The organism is Bradyrhizobium sp. CCBAU 51627, assembly GCF_028128765.1.
Lineage (GTDB): Bacteria > Pseudomonadota > Alphaproteobacteria > Rhizobiales > Xanthobacteraceae > Bradyrhizobium.
On sequence record NZ_LBJG01000023.1, the window covers coordinates 267,327 to 292,680 of the forward strand.

27 protein-coding genes and 2 pseudogenes are annotated in these 25,354 nt (G+C 63.6%); 19 read left to right on the forward strand and 10 right to left on the reverse strand.

The features are described 5' to 3' along the window. The first annotated feature begins 40 nt into the window (after nt 1–40). Complete coding sequence (locus tag XH88_RS13100) at nt 41–1,165, forward strand: hypothetical protein (RefSeq protein ID WP_271668708.1); 1,125 nt, start codon at nt 41–43, stop codon at nt 1,163–1,165. 187 nt (nt 1,166–1,352) lie between these two features. On the opposite strand, the gene XH88_RS13105 is transcribed toward XH88_RS13100, so the two are convergent. The 6 genes from XH88_RS13105 to XH88_RS13130 form a co-directional block, all read right to left on the reverse strand. Further along, nucleotides 1,353–2,552, reverse strand: coding sequence for an ABC transporter substrate-binding protein (locus XH88_RS13105; RefSeq protein ID WP_271668709.1), 1,200 nt, complete (start codon nt 2,550–2,552; stop codon nt 1,353–1,355). Nucleotides 2,553–2,631: 79 nt separating this feature from the next. Continuing rightward, entirely contained in the window at nt 2,632–4,470 is a 1,839-nt protein-coding gene (locus XH88_RS13110; protein WP_271668710.1) for an AMP-dependent synthetase/ligase, read from the reverse strand. Between the two features lie 70 nt (nt 4,471–4,540). Continuing rightward, the gene (locus tag XH88_RS13115) at nt 4,541–5,329 is read right to left on the reverse strand and encodes an ABC transporter ATP-binding protein (protein ID WP_271668711.1); all 789 of its coding nucleotides are present in this window, start codon (nt 5,327–5,329) and stop codon (nt 4,541–4,543) included. Nucleotides 5,330–5,333: 4 nt separating this feature from the next. After that, a complete protein-coding gene (locus tag XH88_RS13120; protein WP_271668712.1) occupies nt 5,334–6,092 on the reverse strand; it encodes an ABC transporter ATP-binding protein in 759 nt (252 codons plus the stop codon). Then, a complete protein-coding gene (locus XH88_RS13125) occupies nt 6,089–7,240 on the reverse strand; it encodes a branched-chain amino acid ABC transporter permease (protein ID WP_271668713.1) in 1,152 nt (383 codons plus the stop codon). The genes XH88_RS13120 and XH88_RS13125 overlap by 4 nt, the downstream gene beginning before the upstream one ends. Nucleotides 7,241–7,244: 4 nt before the next feature. Next, on the reverse strand, nt 7,245–8,120 hold the full coding sequence (locus tag XH88_RS13130; RefSeq protein WP_271668714.1) for a branched-chain amino acid ABC transporter permease: 876 nt from the start codon (nt 8,118–8,120) through the stop codon (nt 7,245–7,247). 273 nt (nt 8,121–8,393) lie between these two features. Between XH88_RS13130 and XH88_RS13135 the strand changes: the two genes are divergently transcribed. The 6 genes and pseudogenes from XH88_RS13135 to XH88_RS13160 all read left to right on the forward strand — a co-directional run bounded on the left by XH88_RS13135 (nt 8,394) and on the right by XH88_RS13160 (nt 13,087). Next, nucleotides 8,394–9,143 carry an ABC transporter ATP-binding protein gene (locus tag XH88_RS13135; RefSeq protein WP_271669056.1) on the forward strand — a complete coding sequence of 250 codons (750 nt, stop codon included), beginning with the start codon at nt 8,394–8,396 and terminating at the stop codon, nt 9,141–9,143. Further along, nucleotides 9,140–10,666 carry a permease gene (locus tag XH88_RS13140; protein ID WP_271668715.1) on the forward strand — a complete coding sequence of 509 codons (1,527 nt, stop codon included), beginning with the start codon at nt 9,140–9,142 and terminating at the stop codon, nt 10,664–10,666. The genes XH88_RS13135 and XH88_RS13140 overlap by 4 nt, the downstream gene beginning before the upstream one ends. A 56-nt stretch (nt 10,667–10,722) precedes the next feature. Further along, nucleotides 10,723–10,974, forward strand: a complete 252-nt coding sequence (locus XH88_RS13145) for an AbrB/MazE/SpoVT family DNA-binding domain-containing protein (protein WP_271668716.1) — start codon at nt 10,723–10,725, stop codon at nt 10,972–10,974. A 90-nt stretch (nt 10,975–11,064) separates the two neighbouring features. Beyond that, nucleotides 11,065–11,877, forward strand: coding sequence for an MBL fold metallo-hydrolase (locus tag XH88_RS13150; protein WP_271668717.1), 813 nt, complete (start codon nt 11,065–11,067; stop codon nt 11,875–11,877). Nucleotides 11,878–11,946: 69 nt separating this feature from the next. Continuing rightward, on the forward strand, nt 11,947–12,498 hold the full coding sequence (locus tag XH88_RS13155) for an EamA family transporter (protein ID WP_271668718.1): 552 nt from the start codon (nt 11,947–11,949) through the stop codon (nt 12,496–12,498). Nucleotides 12,499–12,573: 75 nt separating this feature from the next. After that, nucleotides 12,574–13,087 (forward strand): annotated as a pseudogene (locus tag XH88_RS13160) (hypothetical protein). 109 nt (nt 13,088–13,196) lie between these two features. Here the strand turns inward: XH88_RS13160 and XH88_RS13165 are convergent. Then, entirely contained in the window at nt 13,197–13,652 is a 456-nt protein-coding gene (locus XH88_RS13165; RefSeq protein ID WP_271668719.1) for a cupin domain-containing protein, read from the reverse strand. 235 nt (nt 13,653–13,887) lie between these two features. Between XH88_RS13165 and XH88_RS13170 the strand changes: the two genes are divergently transcribed. Continuing rightward, nucleotides 13,888–14,442 (forward strand): hypothetical protein, encoded by a 555-nt coding sequence (locus XH88_RS13170; RefSeq protein WP_271668720.1) that lies wholly within the window; start codon nt 13,888–13,890, stop codon nt 14,440–14,442. Nucleotides 14,443–14,503: 61 nt separating this feature from the next. Here XH88_RS13170 and XH88_RS13175 read toward each other — a convergent pair whose 3' ends face one another. Next, on the reverse strand, nt 14,504–15,760 hold the full coding sequence (locus XH88_RS13175; RefSeq protein WP_271668721.1) for an aminopeptidase: 1,257 nt from the start codon (nt 15,758–15,760) through the stop codon (nt 14,504–14,506). 259 nt (nt 15,761–16,019) lie between these two features. On the opposite strand from XH88_RS13175, the gene XH88_RS13180 reads away from it, so the two are divergent. Further along, on the forward strand, nt 16,020–16,097 hold the full coding sequence (locus XH88_RS13180; protein ID WP_271669057.1) for a BA14K family protein: 78 nt from the start codon (nt 16,020–16,022) through the stop codon (nt 16,095–16,097). A 177-nt stretch (nt 16,098–16,274) separates the two neighbouring features. Beyond that, nucleotides 16,275–16,543: pseudogene (locus tag XH88_RS13185) on the forward strand (hypothetical protein); the annotation flags it as partial. A gap of 52 nt (nt 16,544–16,595) precedes the next feature. Here XH88_RS13185 and irr read toward each other — a convergent pair. Continuing rightward, nucleotides 16,596–17,075, reverse strand: a complete 480-nt coding sequence (irr, locus tag XH88_RS13190) for a Fur family transcriptional regulator Irr (RefSeq protein ID WP_271668722.1) — start codon at nt 17,073–17,075, stop codon at nt 16,596–16,598. Between the two features lie 181 nt (nt 17,076–17,256). Between irr and XH88_RS13195 the strand changes: the two genes are divergently transcribed. The 7 genes from XH88_RS13195 to XH88_RS13225 all read left to right on the forward strand — a co-directional run bounded on the left by XH88_RS13195 (nt 17,257) and on the right by XH88_RS13225 (nt 23,461). Beyond that, nucleotides 17,257–17,568, forward strand: a complete 312-nt coding sequence (locus XH88_RS13195; RefSeq protein WP_271668723.1) for a hypothetical protein — start codon at nt 17,257–17,259, stop codon at nt 17,566–17,568. Between the two features lie 296 nt (nt 17,569–17,864). After that, a complete protein-coding gene (locus XH88_RS13200) occupies nt 17,865–19,415 on the forward strand; it encodes an ABC transporter substrate-binding protein (protein ID WP_271668724.1) in 1,551 nt (516 codons plus the stop codon). A 78-nt stretch (nt 19,416–19,493) separates the two neighbouring features. Beyond that, the gene (locus tag XH88_RS13205) at nt 19,494–20,465 is read left to right on the forward strand and encodes an ABC transporter permease (RefSeq protein WP_271668725.1); all 972 of its coding nucleotides are present in this window, start codon (nt 19,494–19,496) and stop codon (nt 20,463–20,465) included. After that, entirely contained in the window at nt 20,462–21,301 is an 840-nt protein-coding gene (locus XH88_RS13210) for an ABC transporter permease (RefSeq protein ID WP_271668726.1), read from the forward strand. Before XH88_RS13205 ends, XH88_RS13210 begins: the two co-directional genes overlap by 4 nt. Before the next feature lie 2 nt (nt 21,302–21,303). Continuing rightward, nucleotides 21,304–22,923 (forward strand): ABC transporter ATP-binding protein, encoded by a 1,620-nt coding sequence (locus XH88_RS13215; RefSeq protein ID WP_271669058.1) that lies wholly within the window; start codon nt 21,304–21,306, stop codon nt 22,921–22,923. Between the two features lie 167 nt (nt 22,924–23,090). Beyond that, nucleotides 23,091–23,255, forward strand: a complete 165-nt coding sequence (locus tag XH88_RS13220) for a hypothetical protein (protein WP_271668727.1) — start codon at nt 23,091–23,093, stop codon at nt 23,253–23,255. Continuing rightward, a complete protein-coding gene (locus tag XH88_RS13225; RefSeq protein WP_271668728.1) occupies nt 23,252–23,461 on the forward strand; it encodes a hypothetical protein in 210 nt (69 codons plus the stop codon). The genes XH88_RS13220 and XH88_RS13225 overlap by 4 nt, the downstream gene beginning before the upstream one ends. Before the next feature lie 86 nt (nt 23,462–23,547). On the opposite strand, the gene XH88_RS13230 is transcribed toward XH88_RS13225, so the two are convergent. Beyond that, nucleotides 23,548–23,835, reverse strand: coding sequence for a hypothetical protein (locus XH88_RS13230; protein ID WP_271668729.1), 288 nt, complete (start codon nt 23,833–23,835; stop codon nt 23,548–23,550). Between the two features lie 190 nt (nt 23,836–24,025). On the opposite strand from XH88_RS13230, the gene XH88_RS13235 reads away from it, so the two are divergent. Both XH88_RS13235 and XH88_RS13240 read left to right on the forward strand, forming a co-directional pair. After that, on the forward strand, nt 24,026–24,346 hold the full coding sequence (locus XH88_RS13235) for a hypothetical protein (RefSeq protein ID WP_209961152.1): 321 nt from the start codon (nt 24,026–24,028) through the stop codon (nt 24,344–24,346). A 222-nt stretch (nt 24,347–24,568) separates the two neighbouring features. Then, a complete protein-coding gene (locus XH88_RS13240) occupies nt 24,569–25,294 on the forward strand; it encodes an outer membrane protein (RefSeq protein ID WP_271668730.1) in 726 nt (241 codons plus the stop codon). The last annotated feature ends 60 nt before the right edge of the window (nt 25,295–25,354 follow it).

Here is a 25,354-nt window from a genome sequence, read left to right on the forward strand (position 1 = left end):
CCTGGCGCTAGCATGGCGCCTTCGATAGGGGGCGGCTGGAATGCGGTTGATCGCACTGATTGTGCTTGCGTTGCTCGGTTGGCCGGCAGCACCAGGATTCGCACAATCCGGCACATCGGCTCCCTCCGTCGCCGATAGACTGCCGCTGTTTTCCAAGAACAACTGCCAGCAGATCCACGACCCCGGCAACCAATTGTTCTGCGGTGACGCAGAGCTGTCCGCGGCCGCCGAGAGGCTGAGCAGGGCGATCGAGGCGCGGCTCGCCCGCCTGCCTGATCGCTTGCCCGCGATCGAGGAGAACGCAATCTGGGTCCGCCAGCGCAACCTCGGCTGCGGCATCGTCGGCCAGACCGCGATCCGCGATGACGATTTCGACCGGGTGAAGTCCTGCCTGCTCAAGGTAACCGAGGATCGCGCCGCGATCGTGCGCGATCCGGATTTCGACTGTCTCGCCGCCAACACCGCGGCCGGCGCGCTGATCTGCGCGGACCCGTCGCTGGCACTGACCGAGACCGAGCTGAACGGCCAGGTGCTCGGCCTGATCGGGAAGCTGGACCCGACCGCCGCGCGCTTTGCCTTTGCCGAATACGGCCGCTGGACGCGCGAGCGCGATCGCAAGTGCAATCTGGTCGGCAAGGAAAACGTGCCGCTCGAGGAGCTCGGCTCTGCGGAAGCCTGTCTCGCCGATTACCTCAAGCGCGAGACCGAGGAGATCGCCGCCGCCAAGGGCGATCCGAAGAAGGTGTTCGGCCGGCAGGTTGCAGCCAGGGAGCCCGACACCGACGCGGTCGATTTTTGCGCCGCGCGCATTCATGCCGCCAATTCGTGCGGCAATTTCCTCCGCATCAACCGCGTCTACGCGCTCGACAGCCAGGTCACCGACCAGGAGGCGCAGGTCACCGGCGAGATCGAGATGGTGGTACTGGCGCCGTTCACCACCTGCAGCAAAGTCGCCTCGACCTGCACCGGCACCTGCTGGGACGCCAGCACCGGCCGTCCGCAACCGGGCGCCGCTCCCAAGGAGCGCTCCGCAGCAGCCTTCAACGTCACGCGCCGCCTGAGGATCCAGCGGACGTTTGCCTTCGTGAAGGCCGGCGACGGCTGGCGCTGCCGCGAAGACGAGCTGGCGCCGGTGAATTCAGGGACGGCGAGCGGGGGATCGTAACATTTCTGCTTCCTTCTCCCCTTGCGGGAGAAGGTGGCGCGCGAGCACGCCGGATGAGGGGTTCTTTCCGCTCGTCAGAATGCTCGTGAGGATAGAGACCCCTCCCCGGCTCGCCGCTTTGCGGCGATCCACCCTCTCCCACAAGGGGAGAGGGTGCATCGAGCACGCGGGGAGAGGCGAACAAGCATCAAAACATCAGGTTATCCTTCACCAATACCCAGCGGCCGCCCTTGACCTGCTGCACCTGGGTGATGGTGTTGGCGAGATGGTCGGTCCTGGAGAACTTCGTCGGCGGCGAGTTGAAGATGTCGAGGAATTTCTCGCCGGACTCGAGTGAATCGAGCATCTTCTGGCCGGTCAAATCCTTGCCGGCCTTATCGGCATAGAACGCGAACGTCATCACCGCGTTGTAGCCGATGATCGCCTGCGTGTTGGCATCGGTGCCGAACATCTTCTTGTAGTTGATCAGCCAGTCGTGGACCTTGCCCTTGGCGGTGTCCTCATAGGGAATCTCGAATCCGCTCGCCGCGTAGAGCCCCTCGACCGCCTCCTTCCCGAGCGTCGGCACTTCCAGCACGTTGGTCGGCGTCGCGCCGAGGAAGGTGACGTCCCAGCCGAGCTTCCTGGCTTCCGTCATCGCACCGATGGTCTCGCGGATCACGGTGCCGAGCACGACGAGATCGCAGCCGTCCGACTTCATCTTGGCGACCTGCGCGCTGAAATCGGAGGCGCCGCGCTTGTAGCTCGTCACCGACGCCGCCGGGATCTTCATCGCGGTCAGCTGCTGATTGAAGCCGTCGAGCACGTTCTTTCCGTACTCGTCGTCCTGGTGCATGATGCAGGGCTTCTTGAAGTTCTTCCACTCCATCATGTATTTCAGCGCCGCCCGCGTGCTCTCGACGTAGGGCAGCAGGTTGTTGAACTTCAGCCGCTCCTGCGGCTTGGCCGGATCGAACTTGAAGGTGAATTCGGCCGCCGTCAGCGGAAACAGCTGAAGCACGCCGGCATCGAACAGGATGTCCTGCGCGGCGAGGACCGTGGGCGAGCCCATCGGGCCGATCATCGCAAAGATCTTGTCGCGCTCGACCATCTTCTGCGAGGCCAGCACCGCCTTCTTCGGATCGTAGCCATTGTCCTCCAGGATCATCTTGATCTTGCGGCCCTGGATGCCGCCGGCCGCGTTGATCTCCTCGACCGCCATCTTCATGCCGTTGGAAACAGGCACGCCCCAGACCTTGATCGGGCCCGAGAGATCCTGATGAGTGCCGATGACGATCTCGCTTGCCGAGATGCCTTCATTGGTGACCTTGGTTTGGGCCGCAGCCGGCAGACAGGTGAGCGCGACCGCAGCCACTGCAAGGCCGAACGCTTTCAACGATTTCGACATTGACGTCTCCTCTCCTCAGGCCCCGTGTGACGCGAAGGGCGGGGCCATCACCGCTTCGCTGTTCTCGTCTTGCACAGGCTTACGCCACCGCGCGCTGGCGATACATCGCATCGATTTCGGCGGCATAGCGCTTGTTCACGAAATTGCGCTTCAGCTTCATGGTCGGCGTCAGCTCCTCGTCCTCGGGGCTGAGCTGGCGTTCGATCAGGTAGAATTTCTTGATGGTCTCGACGCGGGCAAAGTTCACGTTGACCGCTTCGATCTCGTGCCAGATCAGGTCCTGGATTTCGCGGGCACGGCAAAGGCTGGCGTAGTTGGTGAAGGGAATGTCGTGGTCCTGGGCGAACTTTTCGACATTCTCCTGGTCGATCATCACGAGACAGGTGAGATAGGGTCTTTTGTCGCCGATCACGACGGCGTCCGAGATATAGGGCGAGAATTTGAGCTGGTTCTCGATCTCCGACGGCGTGATGTTCTTGCCGCCTGAGGTGATGATGATGTCCTTCATCCGGTCGGTGATGCGGACAAACCCCTCATTGTCGATGGTGCCGACGTCGCCGGTGTGCAACCAACCGCTGACATCGATAGTCTCCGCCGTCTTCTCCGGCTGGTTCAGATAGCCCATGAACAGGAAGTCACCCTTGATCAGGATCTCGCCGTCGGGTGAGAGCGCAACCTCGCCCCAGGGTACGGCCGTGCCGACCGAGCCGAGCTTGATGCGCTCCGCCGGCATCATGGTCGCGACCCCGCAATTCTCGGTCTGGCCATACACCTCGTGCATGTCGATGCCGAGCGCAAGATACCAGCGGATCAGATCCGGTGCGATCGGCGCCGCGCCGGTGAAGGCGATGCGGCAGCGGTCGAGCCCGATCATGCGGCGGATGTTGCGGAACGCAACCCGGTAGGCGACGCTGTTGGCGATGCGCAAGCTGAGCGGCGGCGTCCTGCCCTCGAGGCGGAAATCGACCATGCGGTAGCCGATTTTGATGGCGCGGCGATAGACCCATTGCTGGAGCGGCGTGGCGTCCTTCAGCGCGATGGTGATGGCTGAGTAGAATTTCTCCCAGATCCGCGGCACCGCGAGGAACACCGTCGGCTGCACCTCACGCAGATTGTCCGGCACGGTCTCCGGGCTTTCGGCAAAGTTCATCACCGAGCCAAGCGCGACCGAGATGTAATAGCCGCCGACGCGCTCGGCGACGTGACAGAGCGGCAGGAAGATCAGCCGGTCCTCGTCCTCGCGCGCCGGAATGAAATCATTGGCGTGCCGCATCTGGTGGGTGACGCTGCGGTTGGCGTGCATGGCGCCCTTGGGCGGGCCTGTCGTGCCTGACGTGTAGACGAGCACGGCGAGATCGTCAGCACTGCGGCTGTCGACCATCTCCTGCCACAGCGTCTCGCGGCCGACCATGTGATTGCGGCCGAGCGCGCGAAACTCCTCAAACGACATCACCATGTCGTCGGAGAAGCCGCTGAGGCCCTCCATGTCGAACACGACGATCCGTTGCAGACTGGGGCAGCGGGCACGGCAGGTGAGAACCTTGTCGAGCTGCTCCTCGTCTTCGGCGAAGATCACCCGCGTCATGGAATCATTGATCAGGTATTCGACCTGGGCCGACGCATCCGTCGGATAGATGCCCGAGGAGACGCCGCCGGCGCACAGGATGCCCATGTCGGCGTAGATCCATTCCGGAATGGCGTTGGCAATGATGGAGGCGACGTCGCCGGGCATGAAGCCAATGGCGCGAAGGCCATAGGCGATCTCCTTCGAGATCTGCAGCCATTCGCGCCAGCTCGTTGGCTGCCAGATGCCGAATTTCTTCTCGCGGATCGCGGGCCTGTCGCCGCGCACCTCTGCCGCGCGCAAAAAGCTCTTTGCGATCGTATCAGCGACCGTCAGCACCGCCGGTCGGGCCATGCGCGTCTCCTCCTTGCCGCCTAGTACCTCATCGCCAATTCTTCATCGCCAATTCTTCATCGCCAATTCTTCATCGCCACGTCTTCTTCTTTTTCCAGCGCCGTTCGCCTCGCGCACCGGCTTCCTTGGCGCCAAGGTAGAATTCCTGAATGTCCTTCGAATGCATCAAGCGGTCGCAGCTGTCGTTCATCACGACGCGGCCGATCTCCAGCACGTAGCCGTAATGCGCCGTCTCCAGCGCCACGCGCGCGTTCTGCTCGACCAGCAGGATCGACATGCCCTGCTCCTCGTTGACGCGGCGGATGATCGTGAAGATCTCCTTCACCAGGATCGGCGACAGGCCGAGCGAGGGCTCGTCGAGCAGCAGCAGCGTCGGCCGGTTCATCAACGCGCGCCCGATCGCCAGCATCTGCTGCTCGCCGCCGGAGAGCTGGCCGGCCGGCTGGTCGATGCGCTCCTTCAGGCGCGGGAAATAGCCGTAGACGCGTCCCAGATCCTCCGCCACGCCGTCCCGATCCTTGCGCGGATAGGCGCCCATCATCAGGTTCTCGCGCACCGAGAGGAACGGAAACACCTCGCGTCCCTCAGGCACATGGCTGAGGCCGAGCCGCACGATGCGGTCCGCCTCCATGCGCTGGATCGGCTTGCCCATGAACTCGATCGACCCCTTCTGCGGATCGAGGATGCCCGAGATCGTCTTCAGCACCGTGGTCTTGCCAGCGCCGTTGGCGCCCAGCAGCGTGACGATGCGGCCGCGCGGCACCTCCAGCGAGATGCCGCGGATCGCCATGATCGGCCCGTAATAGCTCTCGATGTTGGAGAGTCTCAAGATGATGTCCGGGGTCACGGTCGCATCCATCGCGTCAGGCTCCCAGATACGCGGCGACGACGTCGGGATGCTGCTGCACCTCGGACGGCGAGCCCATCGCCAGCACGCGGCCGTAATTCAGCGCGATGACGCGGTCCGAGACGCGGTTGACCAGCGACATGTCGTGCTCGACCATCAGCACGGTGACGCCGAGCTCGCTCTTCATGTCGCGGATCCAGAACGACATGTCGTCGGTCTCCTCGACATTGAGGCCGGATGACGGCTCGTCGAGCAGGATCAGCTTCGGCTCCGAACAGAGCGCGCGCGCGAGTTCGATCACCTTGCGCACGCCGTAGGGCAGGCCCGAGATCAGCTTGTCGCGGTAAGGCTCGAGGTCGAGGAACTCGATCACCTGCTCGACCCGGCGACGGTGCAGCTTCTCGTTGGCGCGCACGCTCGGCAGGAACAGCAGTTCCTGCCAGAGCTGCGTGGAGGAATGCCGGTGACGCCCGACCAGCAGATTGGACAGCACCGTCGCATTCTCGAACAGCTCGATGTTCTGGAACGTGCGGGCAATACCGAGCTTGGCGATGTCGTAAGGCGGCTGTTCGGTGATGTCCTGGTCCTCGAAGAAGATGCGGCCCGAGGTCGGCCGGTAGATCCGCGAGATCAGATTGAAGATCGAGCTCTTGCCCGCGCCGTTCGGCCCGATGATGGACAGGATCTCGCCCTTTTCGACCGCGAACGACACCGCATCGACGGCTTTCAGCCCTCCGAAATGCAGCGACAGATTCTCGGCGCGGAAATAGCTCATCGATTCCGCTCCGACTTCACGTAGATCTTCTGCCGCTTGAAGGTGGCGCGCTTGTAGAGCGGAAACAGCTGGAAGAAGAGCTTGATCTTGAGCCAGCGGCCATAGAGGCCGAGCGGCTCGAACAGCACGAACAGCATGATGATGACGCCGTAGATCGCGCCCTTGAGTCCGTTGAGCGAGGCGAACGCCGCGACCTTCGACTGGATGTTTCCCGCGGTCACCGTGCCTGCGCCAAAGGCAGCGGCGATGCCGGCGATGACGCCGGGCATGTCATCCTTGAGGTAAGTCAGGAACGGATCAATCATCACGATGAAGATCGCGCCCAGCACCGCGCCGTGCAGGCTGAAGGTACCGCCGATCAGGATCACGATGATGAATTCGATCGAGAGCTGGAGCGTGAACATCTCGGGCGAGATGAAGGAGAGCTTGTGCGCGAACAGCACGCCGGCAAAGCCGGTGATCGCCGCCGAGATCGCGAAGGACTTGACCTTGTACAGCGCGACATTGACGCCCATGCTGCGCGCCGCGGTCTCGCTGTCGCGGATCGCGACAAAGGCGCGCCCGGTCGGCGAGCGCAACAGATTGAGCGTGCCGACGATGGTCAGCACCAGCACCGCAAGGCAGAGGAAATAGAAGGTCGGGCTGTCGCGCGAGACTGTCACGCCGAGCAGCGACAGCGCCTTGACGCGCAGACCCTCATTGCCGTTGGTGACGCTCTCCCAGCGCGCCAGGATCTCCTCGACGATGAAGGCGAAGGAGATCGTGGCGATGACGAGATAGATGCCCTGAAGCCGCAGCGCGGGAAAGCCGACCAGCGCGCCGATGCAGCCGGTCAGGACGCCCGCGGCGAGGAAATAGACCGGGAACGGCACGTTGTATTTCTGCAAATAGGCCGCCGTATAGGCGCCGATCGCGAGGAACGCGGCGTGCCCGAGCGAGGCCTGGCCGGTAAAGCCGGTCAGGATCAGAAGCGCCACGCCGACGGTGGCGTAGATGCAGACGAAGACGAGCTGGCTCATCAGATAGCTGGAGAGCACGTAAGGCGCGATCAGCAGCACTGCGAACAGCAGGCCGTAGGAGACGACGTAGCCCGAATGCGGGAACAGTCTGATGTCATCCTCATAGTCGGTCTTGAACAGGAAGCGCATGCGTTCAGACCTTCTTGCGGGCGTGAAGGCCGAACAGGCCTTCGGGCTTGAGCAGCAGCACGGCGAGCAGGACGATGTAGGGCGCGACGTCCTTCCAGCCTTCCGGCAGATAGAAGCCGGCCATGCTCTCGATCACCCCGATCAGGACGCCTCCGACCACCGCGCCGGGAATCGAGCCGAAGCCGCCGAGCACCGCGGCCGGGAACGCCTTCAGCCCAAGCACGAGGCCGACATTGGAATGAATGAAGGTGATCGGCGCCAGCAGCACGCCGGCGCAGGTGGCGACCGCCGCGCTGATCGCCCAGACGATCGACACCACGCGCTTGACCGGGATGCCCATGTAATAGGCCGCGAGCATGTTCTCGGAGCTGGCACGCATCGCGGTGCCGAGCGTGGTCTTGTTGAAAAACAGCCAGAGCAGCGTGCACAGGATCATCGTCGCTGCGATCACCGAGAGCTTGTCATAGGCCAGCACGAGAGAGCCGATCCGCAAGACGCCCTGGCTGAACGGCGTGTCGATCTTGAAGTCGTCGGTGCCCCAGATCATGCCGGCGACAGAGCGCAGGAAATAGCCGAGGCCAATGGTGGCCATGATGATGGAGAATTGCGGATAGCCGAGGATCGGCCGCACCACGATCCGCTCCGCCAGCATGCCGAACAGCGCCATCGCCGCCACCGCACCGGCAAAGCCGATCCAGTAGTTCAGGCCCATCATGCCGATGAAGGTGAAGGCGAAGAATCCGCCCAGCATCATCAGATCGCCCTGGGCGAAATTGACGACCTCGGTGGCCTTGTAGACGAGCACGAAGCCGAGTGCGATCAGGCCGTAAACACAGCCGAGCGCAACACCGCTGACCAGCTGCTGAACAAAATCCAGCATCGCCGCGTCCTCCCGATGCAACCTGCGGTTCTTGACGACCGCATCGCCGCATCCTGTGTCCAGCCGCTACGCAGTCGTTTCGCCGCGTGAGCGCCATTTGTCCCGACGCCAATTCAGCCTGAACCGCCAAGCGCTGTCAACAAACGGTGACTTCTAGGGTGTCCTGCCTTTAGTCCAAGATGGATGCCGGAATTTGCGGCTGCGTGATTCACGGGGCCGAAACATCTTCAGGTCATGGTCGCGACCGATGCAAAACCGGATGGTGTGGCCGTCATGAAGCCGGAAAGCTCGGCGCTCGAACTCCGAGGGTTAACGAAGCGTTTTGACCGTTTGGCGGTCGATAGCCTCGATCTCACCATTCATGCCGGGGAATTCTACGCGCTGGTCGGCCCCAATGGTGCCGGCAAGACCACCACTTTGCGCATGGTGGCGGGCCTGCTCAGGCCCGACGACGGCGCGGTCTCGATCTTCGGGATCGACGCGCTTGCCGATCCGGTCGCGGCCAAGCAGGTGATGGCGTGGGTCTCCGACGAGCCCATGATCTATGACAAACTCACCCCGCTCGAATATCTCGAATTCGTCGCCGGTCTCTGGGGCATCGCCCCCTCGGCCTCGAAACCGGTCGCCGAAGAGCTCCTGAGCTCGCTCGGGCTCGCGCCGCACCGGCACGAGCGCTGCGAGGGCTTCTCCAAGGGCATGCGCCAGAAGGTCGCTCTCGCCGGCGCGCTTGTGCACGATCCCCGCCTCATCATCCTCGACGAGCCGCTGACAGGCCTCGATGCCGTTTCGGCCCGCCATGTGAAGGGACTGCTCGGCGATCGCGTCCGCGCCGGCTGCACCGTCATCATGACGACGCATATCCTCGAGGTCGCCGAGCGCATGGCCGACCGCATCGGCGTGATCGCCGCGGGTCGTCTCGTTGCCGAGGGCACGCTCACGGAGCTGCGCCAGCAGAACGGCCATGCCGACACCAGCCTGGAAGATCTCTTCATCGCATTGGTGACGCTCCAGGATGCGGCATGAGCCCGGCGACCGCGCTCTCCTGGTTTGCCCGGCACGAGCTCAGGCTCGCCTGGCGCGAATGGTTCGCCATGATGACGGGCGGCCGGCGCCGGCGGGCCCGGGCCGCCGTGATCGGGCTCCTGTTCTTCGCCGCGCTGCTGCATGTGCCGGCATGGGCCGTGATCGGCCGCTTCGCCGATCTGCAGCTGCCGCTGGACAAATCGTCGCTGATCGTGATCTCGGCGACGATCCTGCTCGCCTGGACCTTGATGCTGTCGCAGGCGATCGAATCGGTCACGCGGGTGTTTTACGCGCGCGCCGATCTCGACCTGATCATGTCCTCGCCGGCGCGGCTCGCCAATCTGTTCTCGGTACGCATCGCCGCAATCGCGCTCAGCGTCACGGCGATGGCCCTGCTGTTCTCGACGCCCTTCATCGACGTGCTGGTGATCGGCGGTGGCCTGCGCTGGCTCGGCGCCTTCGGCGTCGTCGTCGCGATGGGCCTGTCGGCCGCGGCGGTCGCGATCGCCGTCACCATCCTGTTGTTTCGCCTGATCGGTCCGGCGCGGACGCGCTTCGTCGCCCAGATCCTGGCGGCGATCATCGGCGCCGGATTCGTGATCGCGCTGCAGGTGGCGGCGATCATCTCCTACGGCACGCTGTCGCGCTTCACCATCCTGACCTCGGGCACCCTCGCCGCGCACGCGCCCGATGTCGATAGTATCTGGTGGTGGCCGGCACGGGCGACCATGGGCGACAGCGAGGCGCTGCTGCTGCTTCTGGCGCTCGGGTTGGTGCTGCTTGGATGCGTGATGGCGATCTTCTCGGGCCGCTTCGCCGACACCGCGATCGACGCTGCTGCGTATGGTACATCCAACCGCAAGCGTGCGAAGGAGCGGCCGTTCCGTGGCGGCTCGCGGCGGCAGGCGCTGCGGCGCAAGGAAATCATCCTGCTCTGGCGAGATCCCTGGCTGATCTCGCAAACCCTGATGCAGCTGCTTTATCTGGTGCCGCCGGCGCTGCTGCTGTGGCGCAGTTTTGGGGACAGCTCCGTCGCACTGACGCTGATCACACCGGTCATCGTCATGGCCGCGGGTCAGCTCGCCGGCGGGCTGGCCTGGCTGACGATCTCGGGCGAGGACGCGCCCGATCTGGTCGCGACCGCGCCACTGACGCCATCCAGCGTGACCCGCGCCAAGATCGAGGTGGTGCTGATCGCGATCGCCGTCATTTTCAGCCCGCTGGTTGCGGCACTGGTTTTCGCCTCGCCGTTCCAGGCCAGCATCACGGCCGCCGTGCTCATCGTCGGCGCGGCCTCCGCCACGGCGATCCAGCTCTGGTTCCGCGTCCAGGCCCGACGCAGCCAATTCCGCCGCCGCCAGACCTCCTCGCGGCTCGCCACCTTCGCCGAAGCATTCTCCTCGATCGGCTGGGCCGCCACCGCCGCGCTGCTGCTCACGCTGCCGACCGCCGGCATCGTCAGCGGCCTGATCACCGCGGGCCTGCTGGCGATGACCTGGAAGTTCAGCCCGAGGCGGGAGTGAGACGCTGTACGCACTTGCCCCTTTAAGACACGTCTATTCTGCCGTATTGATAAGCAATGGATACGCTCAAAGTGACCGCTGAAGGACAGCTGACGCTGACCGCCGAGTTGCTCAAGCACCTCGGTATGCAGCCGGGAGATAAGCTCCTCGCAAGTGAACTTCCGAACGGAAGCGTCGAATTGAGAGCCGCCCCGAAGGGCGATATTTCCAACGCTTTTGGCTTCTTACGTGCGCAGAGCGGTGGCCGTTCTCTCTCGATCGAGGAGATCAATGAAATCATTTCTGCGAGTTGGGCGGGTGAGCGGTAGGTCTGCGGCATTGACGCGCTGTTGATCGCATCCTGTTGGCCACACGCTGCGTTGATAGCTAAACTTCCCCGAAGTCATTGGGGACCGAACATGTGGCGAATAGTCTCAGCAGCAGTTGCGCTGTTCAGCGCGTGTTTCTCACCCGCCTTCGCCCAGCAGCCCCAGCGCAGCGAATGCCTGGCGATGGCGAACGGCGCGCCGCGCGCCATGCCGGTCGCCTTCCGCCAGGCCGCCGCCGCTGGCGAGGTCGAGATCACCTATGCCGGCCACTCCACGTATTTCATCGATACGCCCGGCGGGGTACGGATCGCGACCGACTATAGCGGCGCCTATCAGGTCGGCCGGCTACCCGACGTCGTTACCATGAACCGGGCCCACAGCACCCATTATTCCCTCAATCCCGACAAGCGCATTCCGCACGTCCTGCATGGCTGGGGCGAGGACGGCAAACCGGCTGTCGTGTCGGAGCGGATCGGCGACACCTTCATCCGCAACGTCACCACCGACATCCGCCGCTATTTTGGTGACGATTCCGGCGCCGACATGATCCGCGACGGCAATTCGATCTTCATCTTCGAGGTCGCGGGCCTCTGCATCGGCCATCTCGGCCATTTGCATCACAAGCTCGCCGACAGCCATTTCGCCCAGATCGGCCGGCTCGACATCGTGATGGTGCCGATCGACGGCACCTACACCATGTCGCTCGACGGCATCTCGGAGATCACCAAGCGCCTGCGCGCCTCGGTGGTGCTGCCGATGCACCGCTTCGCGACTCCGCTCGACGAGTTCATGCGCCGCATCGGCCAGCAATTCGAGATCGACCGCCGCACCGAGCGGTCCTTGCGGATGTCGCGGGATACTTTGCCGACGACGCCGACGGTGATCATCCTCGACGGGGTCTGAGGGAGAGACCGGAACGCATGATCCTGCTCCGACTTGGTTGCCTCGAGAACATCCTCGATCGGAGCAATCATGAGCAGAAGGTTCCTGGTCATCGGCGCGTTCGCCGCCATTTACCTGCTTTGGGGTTCCACCTATTTCGCGATCACTCTGGGATTGAAATCGATCCCGCCGATTCTGCTGATGGCGCTTCGCTCGTTCTGCGGCGGCATCGTGTTGCTGGCCATGAGTGGCGGGCAGATTGCGAGCGTGTCGTTACGGACATGGGTCAATGCGAGCCTGTGCGGGCTGCTGTTCTTCGTGGGGTGCCATGGGGTCCTCGCGTTCGCGCAACGATCGGGTCCGTCGGGCGTGGCCGCGGTCGTGCTTGCCACGATCCCGTTCTGGATCCTGTTGATCGATGTGCTGTTCCCCGGCGATCAGCGCCCCCGGCCCGTTGCGCTGCTCGCACTCGTTCCGGGCACCCTCGTGCTGGGCGAGCCGTTCTCGCGCATGATGCTGCTTGGCGCGGGTCTCGTCATCATCTCGGTCATCGTCATCTGGAGCGCCGAACGCGCGGGGAGTCGCCGGGCGAGCGATCCGGCTGATCGGGAATTGAGACATCTGTTTTTGCGCAAGATCTGACGATCACCGACGGCAATTTTCTCCAAGTCGGTCGGCGACCGATCGTGCTGATCTCGCTGGCAACAGGAGATCGACATGACCGACTTTGAGAGATTGTTGCATGCCGACGGACCCAACCCCGAGCACGCGGCAGCGCTTCAGCTCTACGGCCGCTTCGTCGGCGATTGGGACGCCGAGATCACGGCCCACGGCGCTGATGGAACGAAGCACACCGCGCCCGGCGAAATCCATTTCGGCTGGGTGCTGGAAGGCCGCGCCGTCCAGGACGTCTGGATCATTCCGCGTCCCGCGGGCAGCCCCACCTTTCCGATCGCCGGCAACTGGTACGGCACGACACTGCGCGTCTACGATCCCTCCATTTCAGCGTGGCGGATTTCGTGGTTCGATCCCGGCCGCAGCGTATTCCGCCAGCAGATCGGCCGTCCGCGCGGCGAGGACATCGTGCAGGAGGGCACGACCGACGGAGGTGAGCTGGAGCTTTATGGAGATCACCGACTATTCGTTCCATTGGCTCGGCGAGGTCAAGCCCGCCACGGCAGCCGGTTGGCGTCTGGTGGTCGATGTGAGGGCGCAGCGACGCAAGAGCTGACGAGAACGTCGCCATGGGGCAAACGACCGCCATGACGTGAAAGAGGGGCCGGGATGTTGGTCCCGCCCCCTCTTCCGTCGTGGCCGCTGGGAAGCGTCCTTGAAAATGATCAGCCAGCGCCCATCAGCGTCGCGGGGCGGCGCTCGCCGGGCGAGACGACCATCCGCTTCAGCTTGTTGACGACGCGGACCATGAAGCCGATCACGGCCGGATTGGTCTTGCGGCAGAAGGCGATCTTCTTGACGTGGCCTTCGACATGCCACTTGGCGTGCGCGCCGTCGCGGAAGAAGATGACGTCGCCGACGCCATAGCGCTTCGGCGGCAGCCCGTCGCTCTCGAGCACGATCGATCCTTCCAGGATCATGATCGTCTCGTCGAAATCATAATACCAGTTGAAGCGGCCCTCGGTGCAGGACCAGATGATGGTCGAGGAGGTGCCGTCCGAGCTGGTCGAGAGAATGTGCGAACGCGAGACCGGATTGCCCTCGATGATCCAGGCCGGCTCGATCGGCCGCAGCTCCAGATCCACGTTGCAACTACCAATTTCAATCAATGCGCGCGACATCTGCTTCCCCAGAGGATATAATATGTATGGCCGGGTCTCGGCCCGGATTGTTTCGAAAGATGTCGGAACGCTAGTAGCCGGCTTTTAATTCTTTCTTACGCAGGCCCGAAGAATCAGCCGCAAGTTGCAGATGCGAAGCGGTTAACGTGGAGATTACCCTGCAAATTCGTGCACATGAACCCGTTTTTTCCGGGGTGCGACAAAGTGCGCGGAATGAACCAGAGGAGCCCGATCGATGCCCCTGACCCCAGAGCGTCTGATATCCGACAGCAAGGTCGTCGCCTGGCTCGGCCGCCTGGATGTCTCGTTCGCGCCGGACGAGGAACCCTGGTTCACGATCGACGGGGTCGAAAACCCCCGGCAGATCGGCAGTGACGGCTCCGGCGGCGCCTTCGTGCTGCTGCCGGCGCAGAATGTGCTCTACGTCTCATCGGACGGACGCGCGGGCATTATCGCTGAGAGCTTCGAGGCGTTCATTCAGCTGGTCGTCGCCCGCCCCTATTGGCTCGACATCCTCAAATTCTCCGCCGGCGGCGACCTCCAGGAGATGCGGCGCGCGGCGGATGCGCTTGAGGCGACACGCGAGGACGAGGACGACGTCAACGAGGCGCGAGAAGAAGTCCGCGAGCGCCTCGGCCTGCCGGAGGCAGACGACCCGGTCGGCGCGCTGTACGAGGCGGTCGCAGCGTCCGACGCCATCGTGCGGGCCACCGACGGCAGCCCGTTCACCACATTGTTCAACCGCTTCAGCATCGACAACAACCCGATGCTGCGCAACGCGGCGGCGTGAGGTTTGATTTAATCCGCGGCCGGGTTGTTCACCTCTCGCCATCCGAGAGAGGTGAAGGATCCTACTTCGCCCACTCGCCCTTGCGGAACACCGGCACCTTGCTGCCGTCAGCCAGGATGCCGTCGATGTCGGTCTCGGCCGAGCCGATCATCCAGTCGATATGGATCAGACTCTGGTTGCCGCCTTGCGCGGCAATCTGCTGCGGCGTGAGCTGCGCGCCGTTGATGAAGCATTTCGAGTAGCACTGGCCGAGCGCGATGTGCGAGGCCGCGTTCTCGTCGAACAGCGTGTTGTAGAACAACAGCCCGCTCTGCGAGATCGGCGAGGAATGCGGCACCAGCGCCACCTCGCCGAGTCGGCGCGCGCCCTCGTCGGTGTCGAGCACCTTGTTCAGCACCTCCGCGCCGCGCGAGGCCTTGGCGTCGACGATCCTGCCGTCCTCGAAGCGCACCGCGATGTTGTCGATCAGCGTGCCCTGATAGGACAGCGGCTTCGAGCTCACGACATGGCCGTAGACCCGCCGGCAATGCGGCGTGGTGAAGACCTCTTCGGTCGGAATGTTGGCGTTGCAGCTGATGCCGTTCTTGGAGAGCGAGGCGCCGCCTTCCCACTCATGGCCGTCGGCCAGCCCGATGGTGAGATCGGTGCCGGGGCCCGAATATTGCAGCGCGCGGAAACGCTGGCCGTTGAGCCAGTTGGTGCGCTCGCGCAGCACCGCATTGTGGCTCGCCCAATTGGCCATTGCGTCCTCGCGGTCGACGCGGGACGCTGCGAAGATTGCGTCCGCGAGCTTGCCGATCGCGACCTCTTCGGGATCATCAGGGAAGACCTGCTTGGCCCAGGACGGGCTCGGATAGGCGATGATGTTCCAGTTGGTGTCGAAATTGACGATCTTTTCCAGCGCCGGCTGATAGGCCATGGAATTGGCTTTGCTGGCGCGCGCCACCTTGGAAGGATCCTCGCCCGAAAGCAGCATCGGATTGTCGCCGACGATGGCCAGACGCGCAGTATTCTCCGAGAACGCCTTTGCCATGCCCTCGTACAGCCAGTTGGCGGCGCGATCGAAGCTGTTGTCGTGGCCATAACGATAGCGCGCCAGCGTCATCTCCTCGTCGGAGAGGATGGGCGTGACGATGCCCGCGCCTGCTTTGTAGGCGTGCGCAGCGATCCGGCGCACCAGGGGCAATGCGATCGCGGGCGCCGTCAAGAGAAGATCCTGTCCCGGCCGCAAGCCCAGTCCCACCTTCACCGCCACCTCGGCCAGCCGGTCGAGCTTCACGGGATCAATGGGCGTGGATGTATTGCGGTTGTCAGTCATGCCGGGTCCTCTGCCGAAAGTCTGCCATTCAATCTAAGTCTAGCATCACGAGACACAAGTGTGCGAGCGTCTTGCAAGACGTGAAAGATACGGAGTTTCACGCAGTTTGGTTTTCAACGCGTTGCCGATTTCGGCACCTGGTTGGTCCTGGCGGGCGCACGGCCGAGGTCATTTTTCGGTGATGACTGTCTCCGCAAGGGAGACTGGATCGCTTCGCTTCCGCCCTTACGGACCACCGGAAGGCGACATCCAATACTGCATGCAGCGCTACAGATCCTACAACCCGAATACCGGCCTGTACCTCGGCAAGGATGGCAGGCGCCATCCTTGCCCGTAGCGAGGCGAGCCGCGCCGACTGTGGCCGGCCTGGGCGCTTGATCGAACTCTTCTGATCGGCATCCACCCTGCTTCCTCACGGCACAGGGTGGATTTGCGTCTGGACCTCGGCTTGTGCCCCTCTGCTCCTGCATCATCTCGCCGCTGCCGCCGAACTCGGCGGGAAAATCCTTCAGCTGTGATCGCCCGCAACTCGTCCTTTACCGACAAGGGACGCGCGGTGCACATCAAGCAGATCGCCGAGGAGCTCGGCGTGCGCTACGTCGTCGAGGGCAGCGTGCGCAAGGTGGACAACCGCGTGCGCATCACCGCGCAGCTCAACGACGCCACCACCGGGGGTCATCTCTGGGCCGAACGCTATGACCGCGAGCTCAACGACGTCTTCAGGACGAGATCACCGAGAGGAGCGCCGCGGCGATCGAGTCGCAGATCCATGCCGCCGAGAATCGGGACGTTGCGCAGCTTCGGGGGTCCGAGCAGGCGCTCGCGACCGGCTCCGTCACTGCATCCGTTTCCGGCGCAGATGGATGATGACATCGAGCCGCGCGATCTCGTGCCCGGGAAGCGCGTCCGGCACCTTGCTGAAGGCAAGGCCGGCGGCGACGTCGACCAGCACATCCTCGCCTTCCAGATAGAAGTGCGGATGGACAGATGTGTCGGTGTCGAAGAACGATTTGATGCCGTCGGCCGCGATCCGACGCAGCAGGCCGGCTTCGGTGAACTGGTTCAGCGTGTTGTAGACCGTGGCCAGCGACAGATAGGCATTTGCCGCCACCGCCTCATCGTAGAGGCTCTCCGCAGTGACATGGCGATGGCCGCGCAGGAACAACAGTTTTCCGAGCGCAAGACGCTGGCGCGTCGGGCGCAGGCCGGCATCGACGAGCATTTGCAGGCAATGTTTCGTTGCGTCATCCGAGAGCAGGCCGGGCGCGACGGCATCCTCCCCGCCCACAGGATTGTTGGTGGCCTGGATGTCCATCGGTCGTCTTGTCTCCTGCGATAACGGACAAGGCGCGGCTTCGCCCTCCACTAGTTGACATCGGATCGCAAAAGGAGCGGCTTGGCTTTGATCCGGATCAATTCCGCACCCGGCCTCTGACCTATCGCAACGTGGGCCGATCTATTTCCCGGCAGGATGTTGCGGCACCGATGAGGCCGTTATGACGAAGCCGGTTCCCGACAAGGCAGAGATCGCGCTCGAATATCCGGACAAGTTCTACGCCGGCACCTTCGAGCATTCATCACGGTTCGAGGCACATCTCGACGGCAGCGGGGTGGCACTCGTGCTCGAGCGCCCCGGGACCGAGGACGTGCGCAAGTCGGTGCACCTCCACATCCACTTCGGCTTGCTCGCCGGCATCTTGCGCGAGCTCGCGTCGAGCGTCGCTGCGATTCCAAAGGACGACATCGCGCATCGCGAGCTGCTCGCCAGCGCACTGGATGAATTGCAGCAGGCGCTGAAAACCTCCTGAGTCCTATCTGGCCTTGACCTGTGTCGGCTTCGGCGGCGGCACCTGTGCATTCCTTGTCGGCATGGGGACTGTTGAGATCGCCGGTGGCGCCCCTCGGCTTGAGGCCAACGAAACAAGTGAAACCGGACGCGCTGTACATTTTTTGTGCTGACACTGTCGAGACTTTCATCTTGCGGCGCGGAACGGGACCGTGTGAGCCTCGCGCCCGGATGGGGACTGGGATGGGCCGGCCGTCGCTTTGCGCGCGAGGACGTTGCGAAGCGCTGACGGCTGGTCGTGGTTGAGAAAGATACGACATGTCGAAACGAGTGTTGCTTGGTCTCCTCCTGGCTTGCGGCCTCACGGCCTCCGCGCTGGCGCAAGCGCCGAAGACGGGAGGCGTGATCAATGCGGTGATCCAGCCTGAGCCGCCCGGCCTGATGCTTGCGATGATCCAGAACGGTCCGACCCAGATGGTCTCGGGCAACATTTTCGAGGGCCTGTTGCGCTACAGCCCCAAGCTCGAGCCGCAGCCCGAGCTCGCCGAAAGCTGGAGCGTCAGCGAGGACGCCAAGACGTATACTTTCAAGCTTCGAAAGGGCGTCACCTGGCATGATGGCAAGCCCTTCACCTCCGCCGACGTGCTGTTCTCGGTCGAGATGCTGAAGCAGACACATGCGCGCGCCCGCAACAACCTCGCGCAGGTCGACAAGGTCGAGGCGCCCGACGATTACACCGTCGTGTTCACGCTGAAGCAGCCGTTCGGCCCGTTTCTCGGCATCTTCGAGGTCGGCTCGATGCCGATGGTGCCGAAGCATCTCTATGAAGGCACCGACTGGAAGACCAATCCCTATAACAATGCGCCTATCGGCACCGGCCCGTTCATGTTCAAGGAGTGGCAGAAGGGCTCGTTCATCCGGCTGGTCAAGAACCCGAATTATTACGAAAAGGGCAAGCCCTATATCGACGAGATCTACTGGCAGATCATCCCCGACGCCGCCGCGCGCTCGTTGGCCTATGAGACCGGCAAGGTCGACGTGCTGCCCGGCGGCTCGGTGGAGAATTTCGACGTGCCGCGGCTGTCCAAGCTGAAGGACACCTGCGTTACCGGCGCCGGCTGGGAGTTCTTCTCGCCGCTGGCCTGGCTGTGGCTCAACAACCGTCAGGGGCCGCTGGCCGACAAGCGGATGCGGCAGGCGATCATGTATGCGATCGACCGCGACTTCGCCAAGGACGTGATCTGGAACGGGCTCGGCAAGGTCGCGACCGGCCCCTCGGCGTCGACCATCAAGTACTACACCGACGACGTGCCCAAATACGCTTACGATCCGGCCAAAGCCAAGGCGCTGCTGAAGGAAGCCGGCTACAAGGGCGAGAAGATCCGCCTGCTGCCGCTCGCCTATGGCGAGACCTGGCAGCGTTGGGGTGAAGCCGTGAAGCAGAACCTGATGGATGTCGGCATGAACATCGAGACGATCTCGACCGACGTCGCCGGCGGCAACCAGAAGATCGGCGACTGGGATTACGACATCGCTTTCACCTATCTCTACCAGTACGGCGATCCCGCGCTCGGGGTGGGGCGCAACTACGTCTCCAGCGCCATCGCCAAGGGGCAGGTGTTCAACAACGTCGAGGGCTACTCCAACCCCGAGATCGACAAGCTGTTCGCCGACGGCGCGGTCGCTACGCCTGATACCAAGCGCAAGGAAATCTACGAAAAGGCGCAGAAGATCCTGGTCGAGGACGTGCCGGTGGCCTGGATGCTCGAACTGCAATTCCCGACCATCACGCGCTGCAAGGTCAAGAATTTGATCACCACCGCCATCGGGGTCAATGACGGCTTCAAGGACGCATGGCTGGACAAGTGAGCGCGGCCCCACCTCTCCCCGACGGGGAGAGGTGTTCCTCGCGGCGCGGTCGCCTCAACCTCTGACATTCAAAACTAGATGCTCTCCTTCGTCGCTCAACGTGTCCTCAAGGGCGTGATCGTTCTGCTTGCGATCGTCGTCCTCAATTTCTTCCTGATCCGGCTTGCGCCTGGTGACCCGGCGGTCGTAATGGCGGGCGAGGCCGGCGCCTCCGACCAGGTCTTCGTCAAGCAGCTCCGGGAGAAATTCGGCCTCGACAAGCCGCTGCCCGAGCAGCTCTTCATCTACGTCAAGGGCATCGCGACCCTCGACCTCGGCTTCTCGTTCCGCCAGCAGGCGCCGGTGGCGAAGCTGATCGCGGAACGGTTGCCAGCGACGCTGCTGTTGACGCTGACCGCATTCGCGATCTCGCTCGCGCTCGGCGTTCTCTTCGGCACTTTCGCCGCCCGCTTTGCCGGCACCTTGCTCGACACCGGCATCACCGTCTTTGCGTTGGTCTTCTACGCCATGCCGATCTTCTGGGTGGCCTTGATGGGGATCCTGCTGTTCTCGGTCACGGTCGACTGGCTGCCGAGCTTCGGCTACGAGACCGTCGGCGCCAACCTCACCGGCTTTGCCCAAGTAGTCGACGTCGCCAAGCATTTGATCATGCCGGCGATGACGCTCGGCCTGTTTTTCATGGCGACCTACACCCGCATGACGCGCGCCTCGATGCTGGAGGTGAAGCGGCTCGACTTCGTCAAGACGGCGCGCGCGAAAGGCCTCTCCGACGCCGTGATCCAGCGCCGGCATGTGCTGCGCAACGCACTCCTCCCGGTTGTAACGCTCGCGGGCGTCCATGCCGGCACGCTGATCGGCGGCGCGGTCATCACCGAGACCGTGTTCGCCTGGCCCGGCATCGGACGGCTGATGTACGACGCGCTGTTGCAGCGCGACTACAATCTCCTGCTCGGCGTCTTCGTGACCTGCTCGGTCATGGTGCTGATCTTCAACCTCATCACCGACCTCGTCTATCGACTGGTCGACCCTCGCATCGAATTTGCCGCATGAAACAGTTCTGGACATCGATGCTGAAGAGCCCGAGCGGCGTCGTCGGCCTCATCATCTTGCTGCTCGCGATCGCGGTCGCGGTGTTCGGACCGCTACTGTTCCCGAACTCGCCCTGGCGCATGGTGCAGCGACCGTTCCTGCCGCCCTTCACACTGTCGACGGTGCCGCTCGGCACCGACGCACTCGGCCGTGACGTGTTCGCCGGCATGATCTTCGGGGCACGCGTGTCGCTGCTGGTCGGCCTCGTCTCCACGCTGGTCGCGCTTGTGGTCGGCGTGCCGATCGGCGCCATGGCCGGCTATTTCGGCGGCAAGGTCGACGACGCACTGATGCGCTTCACCGAGTTCTTCCAGACCATTCCAAGTTTTGCGCTCGCCATCGTGCTGGTCGCGATCCTGCAGCCCTCGATCTATTCGATCGTGGCCTCGATTGCCGTGGTGAGCTGGCCGCCGGTCGCGCGCCTCGTACGCGGCGAGGTGCTGTCGCTGCGGACGCGCGAATATGTCCAGGCCGCCGTTGTCACGGGGCAGTCGCATGGCTGGATCATCCTGCGCGAGATCCTGCCCAACGCGCTGTCGCCGGTGATCGTGCTGGCTTCGCTGATGGTGGCGACCGCGATACTGCTCGAATCCTCGCTGTCCTTCCTCGGCCTTGGCGACCCCAATCTGATCTCCTGGGGCTACATGGTCGGCGCCGGCCGCACCGTGATCCGCCAGGCCTGGTGGATCACCGTGTTTCCCGGCGTCGCCATCCTGATCTCCGTGCTCGGGCTGAACCTGATCGGCGAAGGCCTCAACGACGCGCTCAATCCGCGCCTGTCGCGGGAAGGACGCTGATGATGACCGCCCCGCCTGCCGTGTCGATCAAAAACCTGAAGATCGCCCTGCCCAAGGGCGCCGAACGTCCCTTCGCCGTCGACGGCGTCTCGCTTGATTTGCGGCCCGGCAAGATCGTTTGCGTCGTCGGCGAATCCGGCTCCGGCAAGTCGATGTGTGCGCATGCGCTGATGGGCCTGTTGCCGGATACAGTGTCCATCGCCTCCGGCGAGATCCAGTTCGAAGGCCGCGACCTGCTCAAGCTCGACGACGATGGCTGGCGCGATCTGCGCGGCCGCCGCATCGCGATGATCTTCCAGGAGCCGATGACCGCACTCAATCCGTTGATGCGGATCGGCGACCAGATGGCGGAGATGTTCGAGGCCCACGGCCTGCTGACACCTGGGGAGCGCCGCGCGAAGGCGCTGGCGCTGGCGCGCGAGGTCGGCCTGCCCGACCCCGAGCGCATCGTGCGCGCCTATCCGCATCAGCTCTCCGGCGGCCAGCGCCAGCGCGCCATGATCGCGATGGCGCTCGCGCTCGAACCGGCGGTGCTGGTCGCGGACGAGCCGACCACCGCGCTCGACGTCACCACGCAGGCGCAGATTCTGAAGCTGATCCGCAATCTCCAGCGCAACCGCAACATGGCGGTGATGTTCATCACCCATGATTTCGGCGTCGTCGCCGAAATCGCCGATCGGGTCGTCGTGCTCCGGCACGGCAGGGTCGTGGAGGAAGGCCCTGCCGCCACCGTCTTTACCGAGCCGCAGCACGACTACACCAAGGCGCTGCTCGCCGCCGTGCCGTCGATGCATCCGCCGGCGCGGGCGCCGCTGGACGAACAGGCCAAAGCCGTCGAGGTGATCGGGCTGGACAAGACCTACGTCACATCAGGCGGCTGGTTTCGCGAAGATCGTCGCGTCGACGCCGCACGCGCGGTGAACTTCAACATCCTCAAGGGCGAGACGCTCGGGCTCGTCGGCGAATCCGGTTCCGGCAAATCCTCGGTCGCCCGCCTCGTGATGCGGCTGATCGAGGCAGACCGCGGCACGGTGCGGATCGGCGACACCGATCTCACGTCTCTTTCCGGCAAGGCGTTGCGCACTGAACGCCATCGCATCCAGATGATCTTCCAGGATCCCTTCGCCTCGCTCAATCCGCGCCGCAAGATCGGCCGTATCATCGCCGACGGCCCGATCGCCGCCGGCCTTGATCCGAAGATCGCGTTCGATCGCGCCCGCGATCTCCTCAAGATGGTCGGTCTCGATGCCGGCGCGCTCGAGCGCTATCCGCACGAATTCTCCGGCGGGCAGCGCCAGCGCATCGGGATTGCGCGGGCGCTCGCGCTCGAGCCGGAGATCATCGTCGCGGACGAAGCCGTCTCCGCGCTCGACGTCTCGGTGCAGGCGCAGGTCTTAAGGCTGCTCGAAGATCTCAAGGCGCGCCTCGGACTTTCGATGCTGTTCATCACCCACGACCTGCGCGTTGCCGCCCAGATCTGCGATCGCATCGCGGTGATGCAGCGCGGCGCCATCGTCGAGCTGAAGCCGACGATGCAACTTTTCGAAACGCCGGAACATTCCTACACGCGCGAGCTGCTCGCTGCGGTTCCAGGCCAGCAGGAAGGCGCGCCAGCGGCGTGAGGCGCCTTTTTGCTTTGGTATTCTGGCCTGTCTTAGGAACGGAGCGGTCACGGGCTTTTTATCCCCTGTGACCGCCTGCACGGCTGCAAAGCTGCAGCCGGCACCCCACATCCGTATGAAATGATTTCCATCATCTGATGATGGAGCGAGGATTGATTGGAGCCGATATGGGCCAGATTGTTCAGTTTGTCTCGAAGTCCGAGCGCGAGCGCCTCCGCCTCATTGCGGAAGCGCGCGCGATCTATGACAGCATTTTCCCGTCTGACGATCCGGCCGGCGAGCGGTCGAGCGGTCCCGATGCGCGCCAGAGCGACAGGAGCAACCTCGCGTGATCAAGATCATCGCCGTGCTCTGCAGCCTCGCCTCGCCCGGAAACTGTCACGAACAGACCGTCACCAGCTCGGACTTCGCCGAGGTCTCGGTGCAGTCATGCATGATGGGCGCACCGCAACTCGCCGAATGGATGAACCAGCATCCGGCGGAGCGCCTTGCGGGGTGGCGGTGCGTGATCGGTCAACAGAGCGGCCGCGGAATCTAGGGCCGCTCCCGTTTCGCCCTCGTCAATCCATCTTTCCGAGAAGCAGACGCCCGGACCAAATCCGCGGCGCGGTCACTCGCTGCATCTTACCGGGGATTGGTGTTGCTCCAGGTCGGGACTGCGTTGGTGACGCCGACCGACGGCCAGCTATATGTTCCGATCGACGGCGCCGTGACCGTGCCGACCGTCTGCCCCGACGACCCGTAAGACGGCTTCGGCTGTGTCGCAATCACACCGGAGCCGCCGTAGGCCGGAGCCACGACGGGCGTGCTGTAGTGTCGGCTTGCCCGAGCCTTCTTCGCCTCGGCCGTGAACGGCGCGGCAAGCAACCCGGTCGTGACGAGCGCGGCGATGGCGAGCCTGGTCGTTGTCATGACTGATCCCTTCATTCACTGCGGTCCTGCGACAGCATGTGTCCATTCGCCGGAGAGTTCCCATAGGTCTTCCGTTCATAACTCCGTGTACGCGGATAGGTGCCGAAACACCATGAGGCCGCACCTGCCCGCCTTCGGATCGACCCGAATCAGCGCTACAGGCTGCAAAGACTTCGCGTCTTGAGGTGACATGACGGGCCCCGAACTGAAGCAATTGCGCGCAGACCTGTCCGAGGTGCTCGGACAGACGCTCACCGCAGCCGACATGGCGAAGTTGTGTGCCTTGCCGGAGAAGGGCGGCGCCGACACGATCCGGCGATGGGAGGTGAGCGGGCCGACGCTCGCTGCGACCAAGGTGCTGCGCGTGCTTGCGATGGCGAGCGAGCGCTATCCTATCCTGGAGAAATTCGATATCTTCGACCGTCATGACGTACGCGAGGACGAGCGACCGGCCAAGCGTGCAGCGTTCCGCGCGCAGATGCGTGACGAGGTGTTGCGGCGTCTTGGTTAACGAGATGCCTGGCGAGGTTACCGGCGGCGTCTCGGGTTAAGTCTTCCTTCAGCATTTCTTAAGCAGCCATTAAGCACGAAAATCAATTGAAGCCCAATAAGTTACGTTGGGAGCTGCTGTGCCACGCATGTGACAGCATTTTCGTCAAAAGCAAGCTATCTGCAAAACCAACGCGGCGCGGACAGCGCGCCTGCCGGGGACCTTAGTGCTGGAGTTTGGACGATGAAGAAGATTCTGTTTGCGACCGTTGCGCTGCTCGTTGTGGGTGCCGCTGCGCCGGCGATCGGCGCCGATCTCGGCGCCCGCCCCTATTACAACAAGGCTGCGCCGGCTTATGTCGCGCCGATCTACAACTGGACCGGCTTCTACATCGGCGGCCATATCGGCGGTGCATTCTCGAGCGACAACAATTTCAGCGGCCTCTCGACAGGCAACAACGGCAACGGCCGCTTCCTCGGCGGCTTGCAGGCCGGTATGGATTGGCAGGTCAATCCGTACTTCGTGGTCGGCGCCGAAGCCCAGTATTCCTGGCTCTCCGGCAGCGTCGGCGCAGTGTTCCCGGGTGGCACCTACACCAACGACCAGCGCGGCCTCGGCTCGATCACCGGCCGCGTCGGCTACACCTGGGGCCCGGGCCTGGTCTACGTGAAGGGCGGCTACGCCTATTCTGACAACAATGAGAAGGTGACCACCCCCGGCGGCGTGCCGGCCGCCTTCATCATCGATGGCGATCACCGCAACGGCTACACGGTCGGCGCCGGCCTCGAATACATGTTCGCGCCGAGCTGGTCGGCCAAGGCCGAATACCAGTACTATAATTTCGGCGATGCGCACTTCACGGCAGGTCCGCTGGTCGGCACCGGCAACTTCACCACCGACGACCACACCTTCAAGGCGGGCCTCAACTACCGCTTCAACTGGGCAAGCCCCGCCGTCGCGCGCTACTGATCGCGCCTGAAACAGCACTTCGCTATCGAGGGCCGGCATCATTGCCGGCCCTTTCTTTTT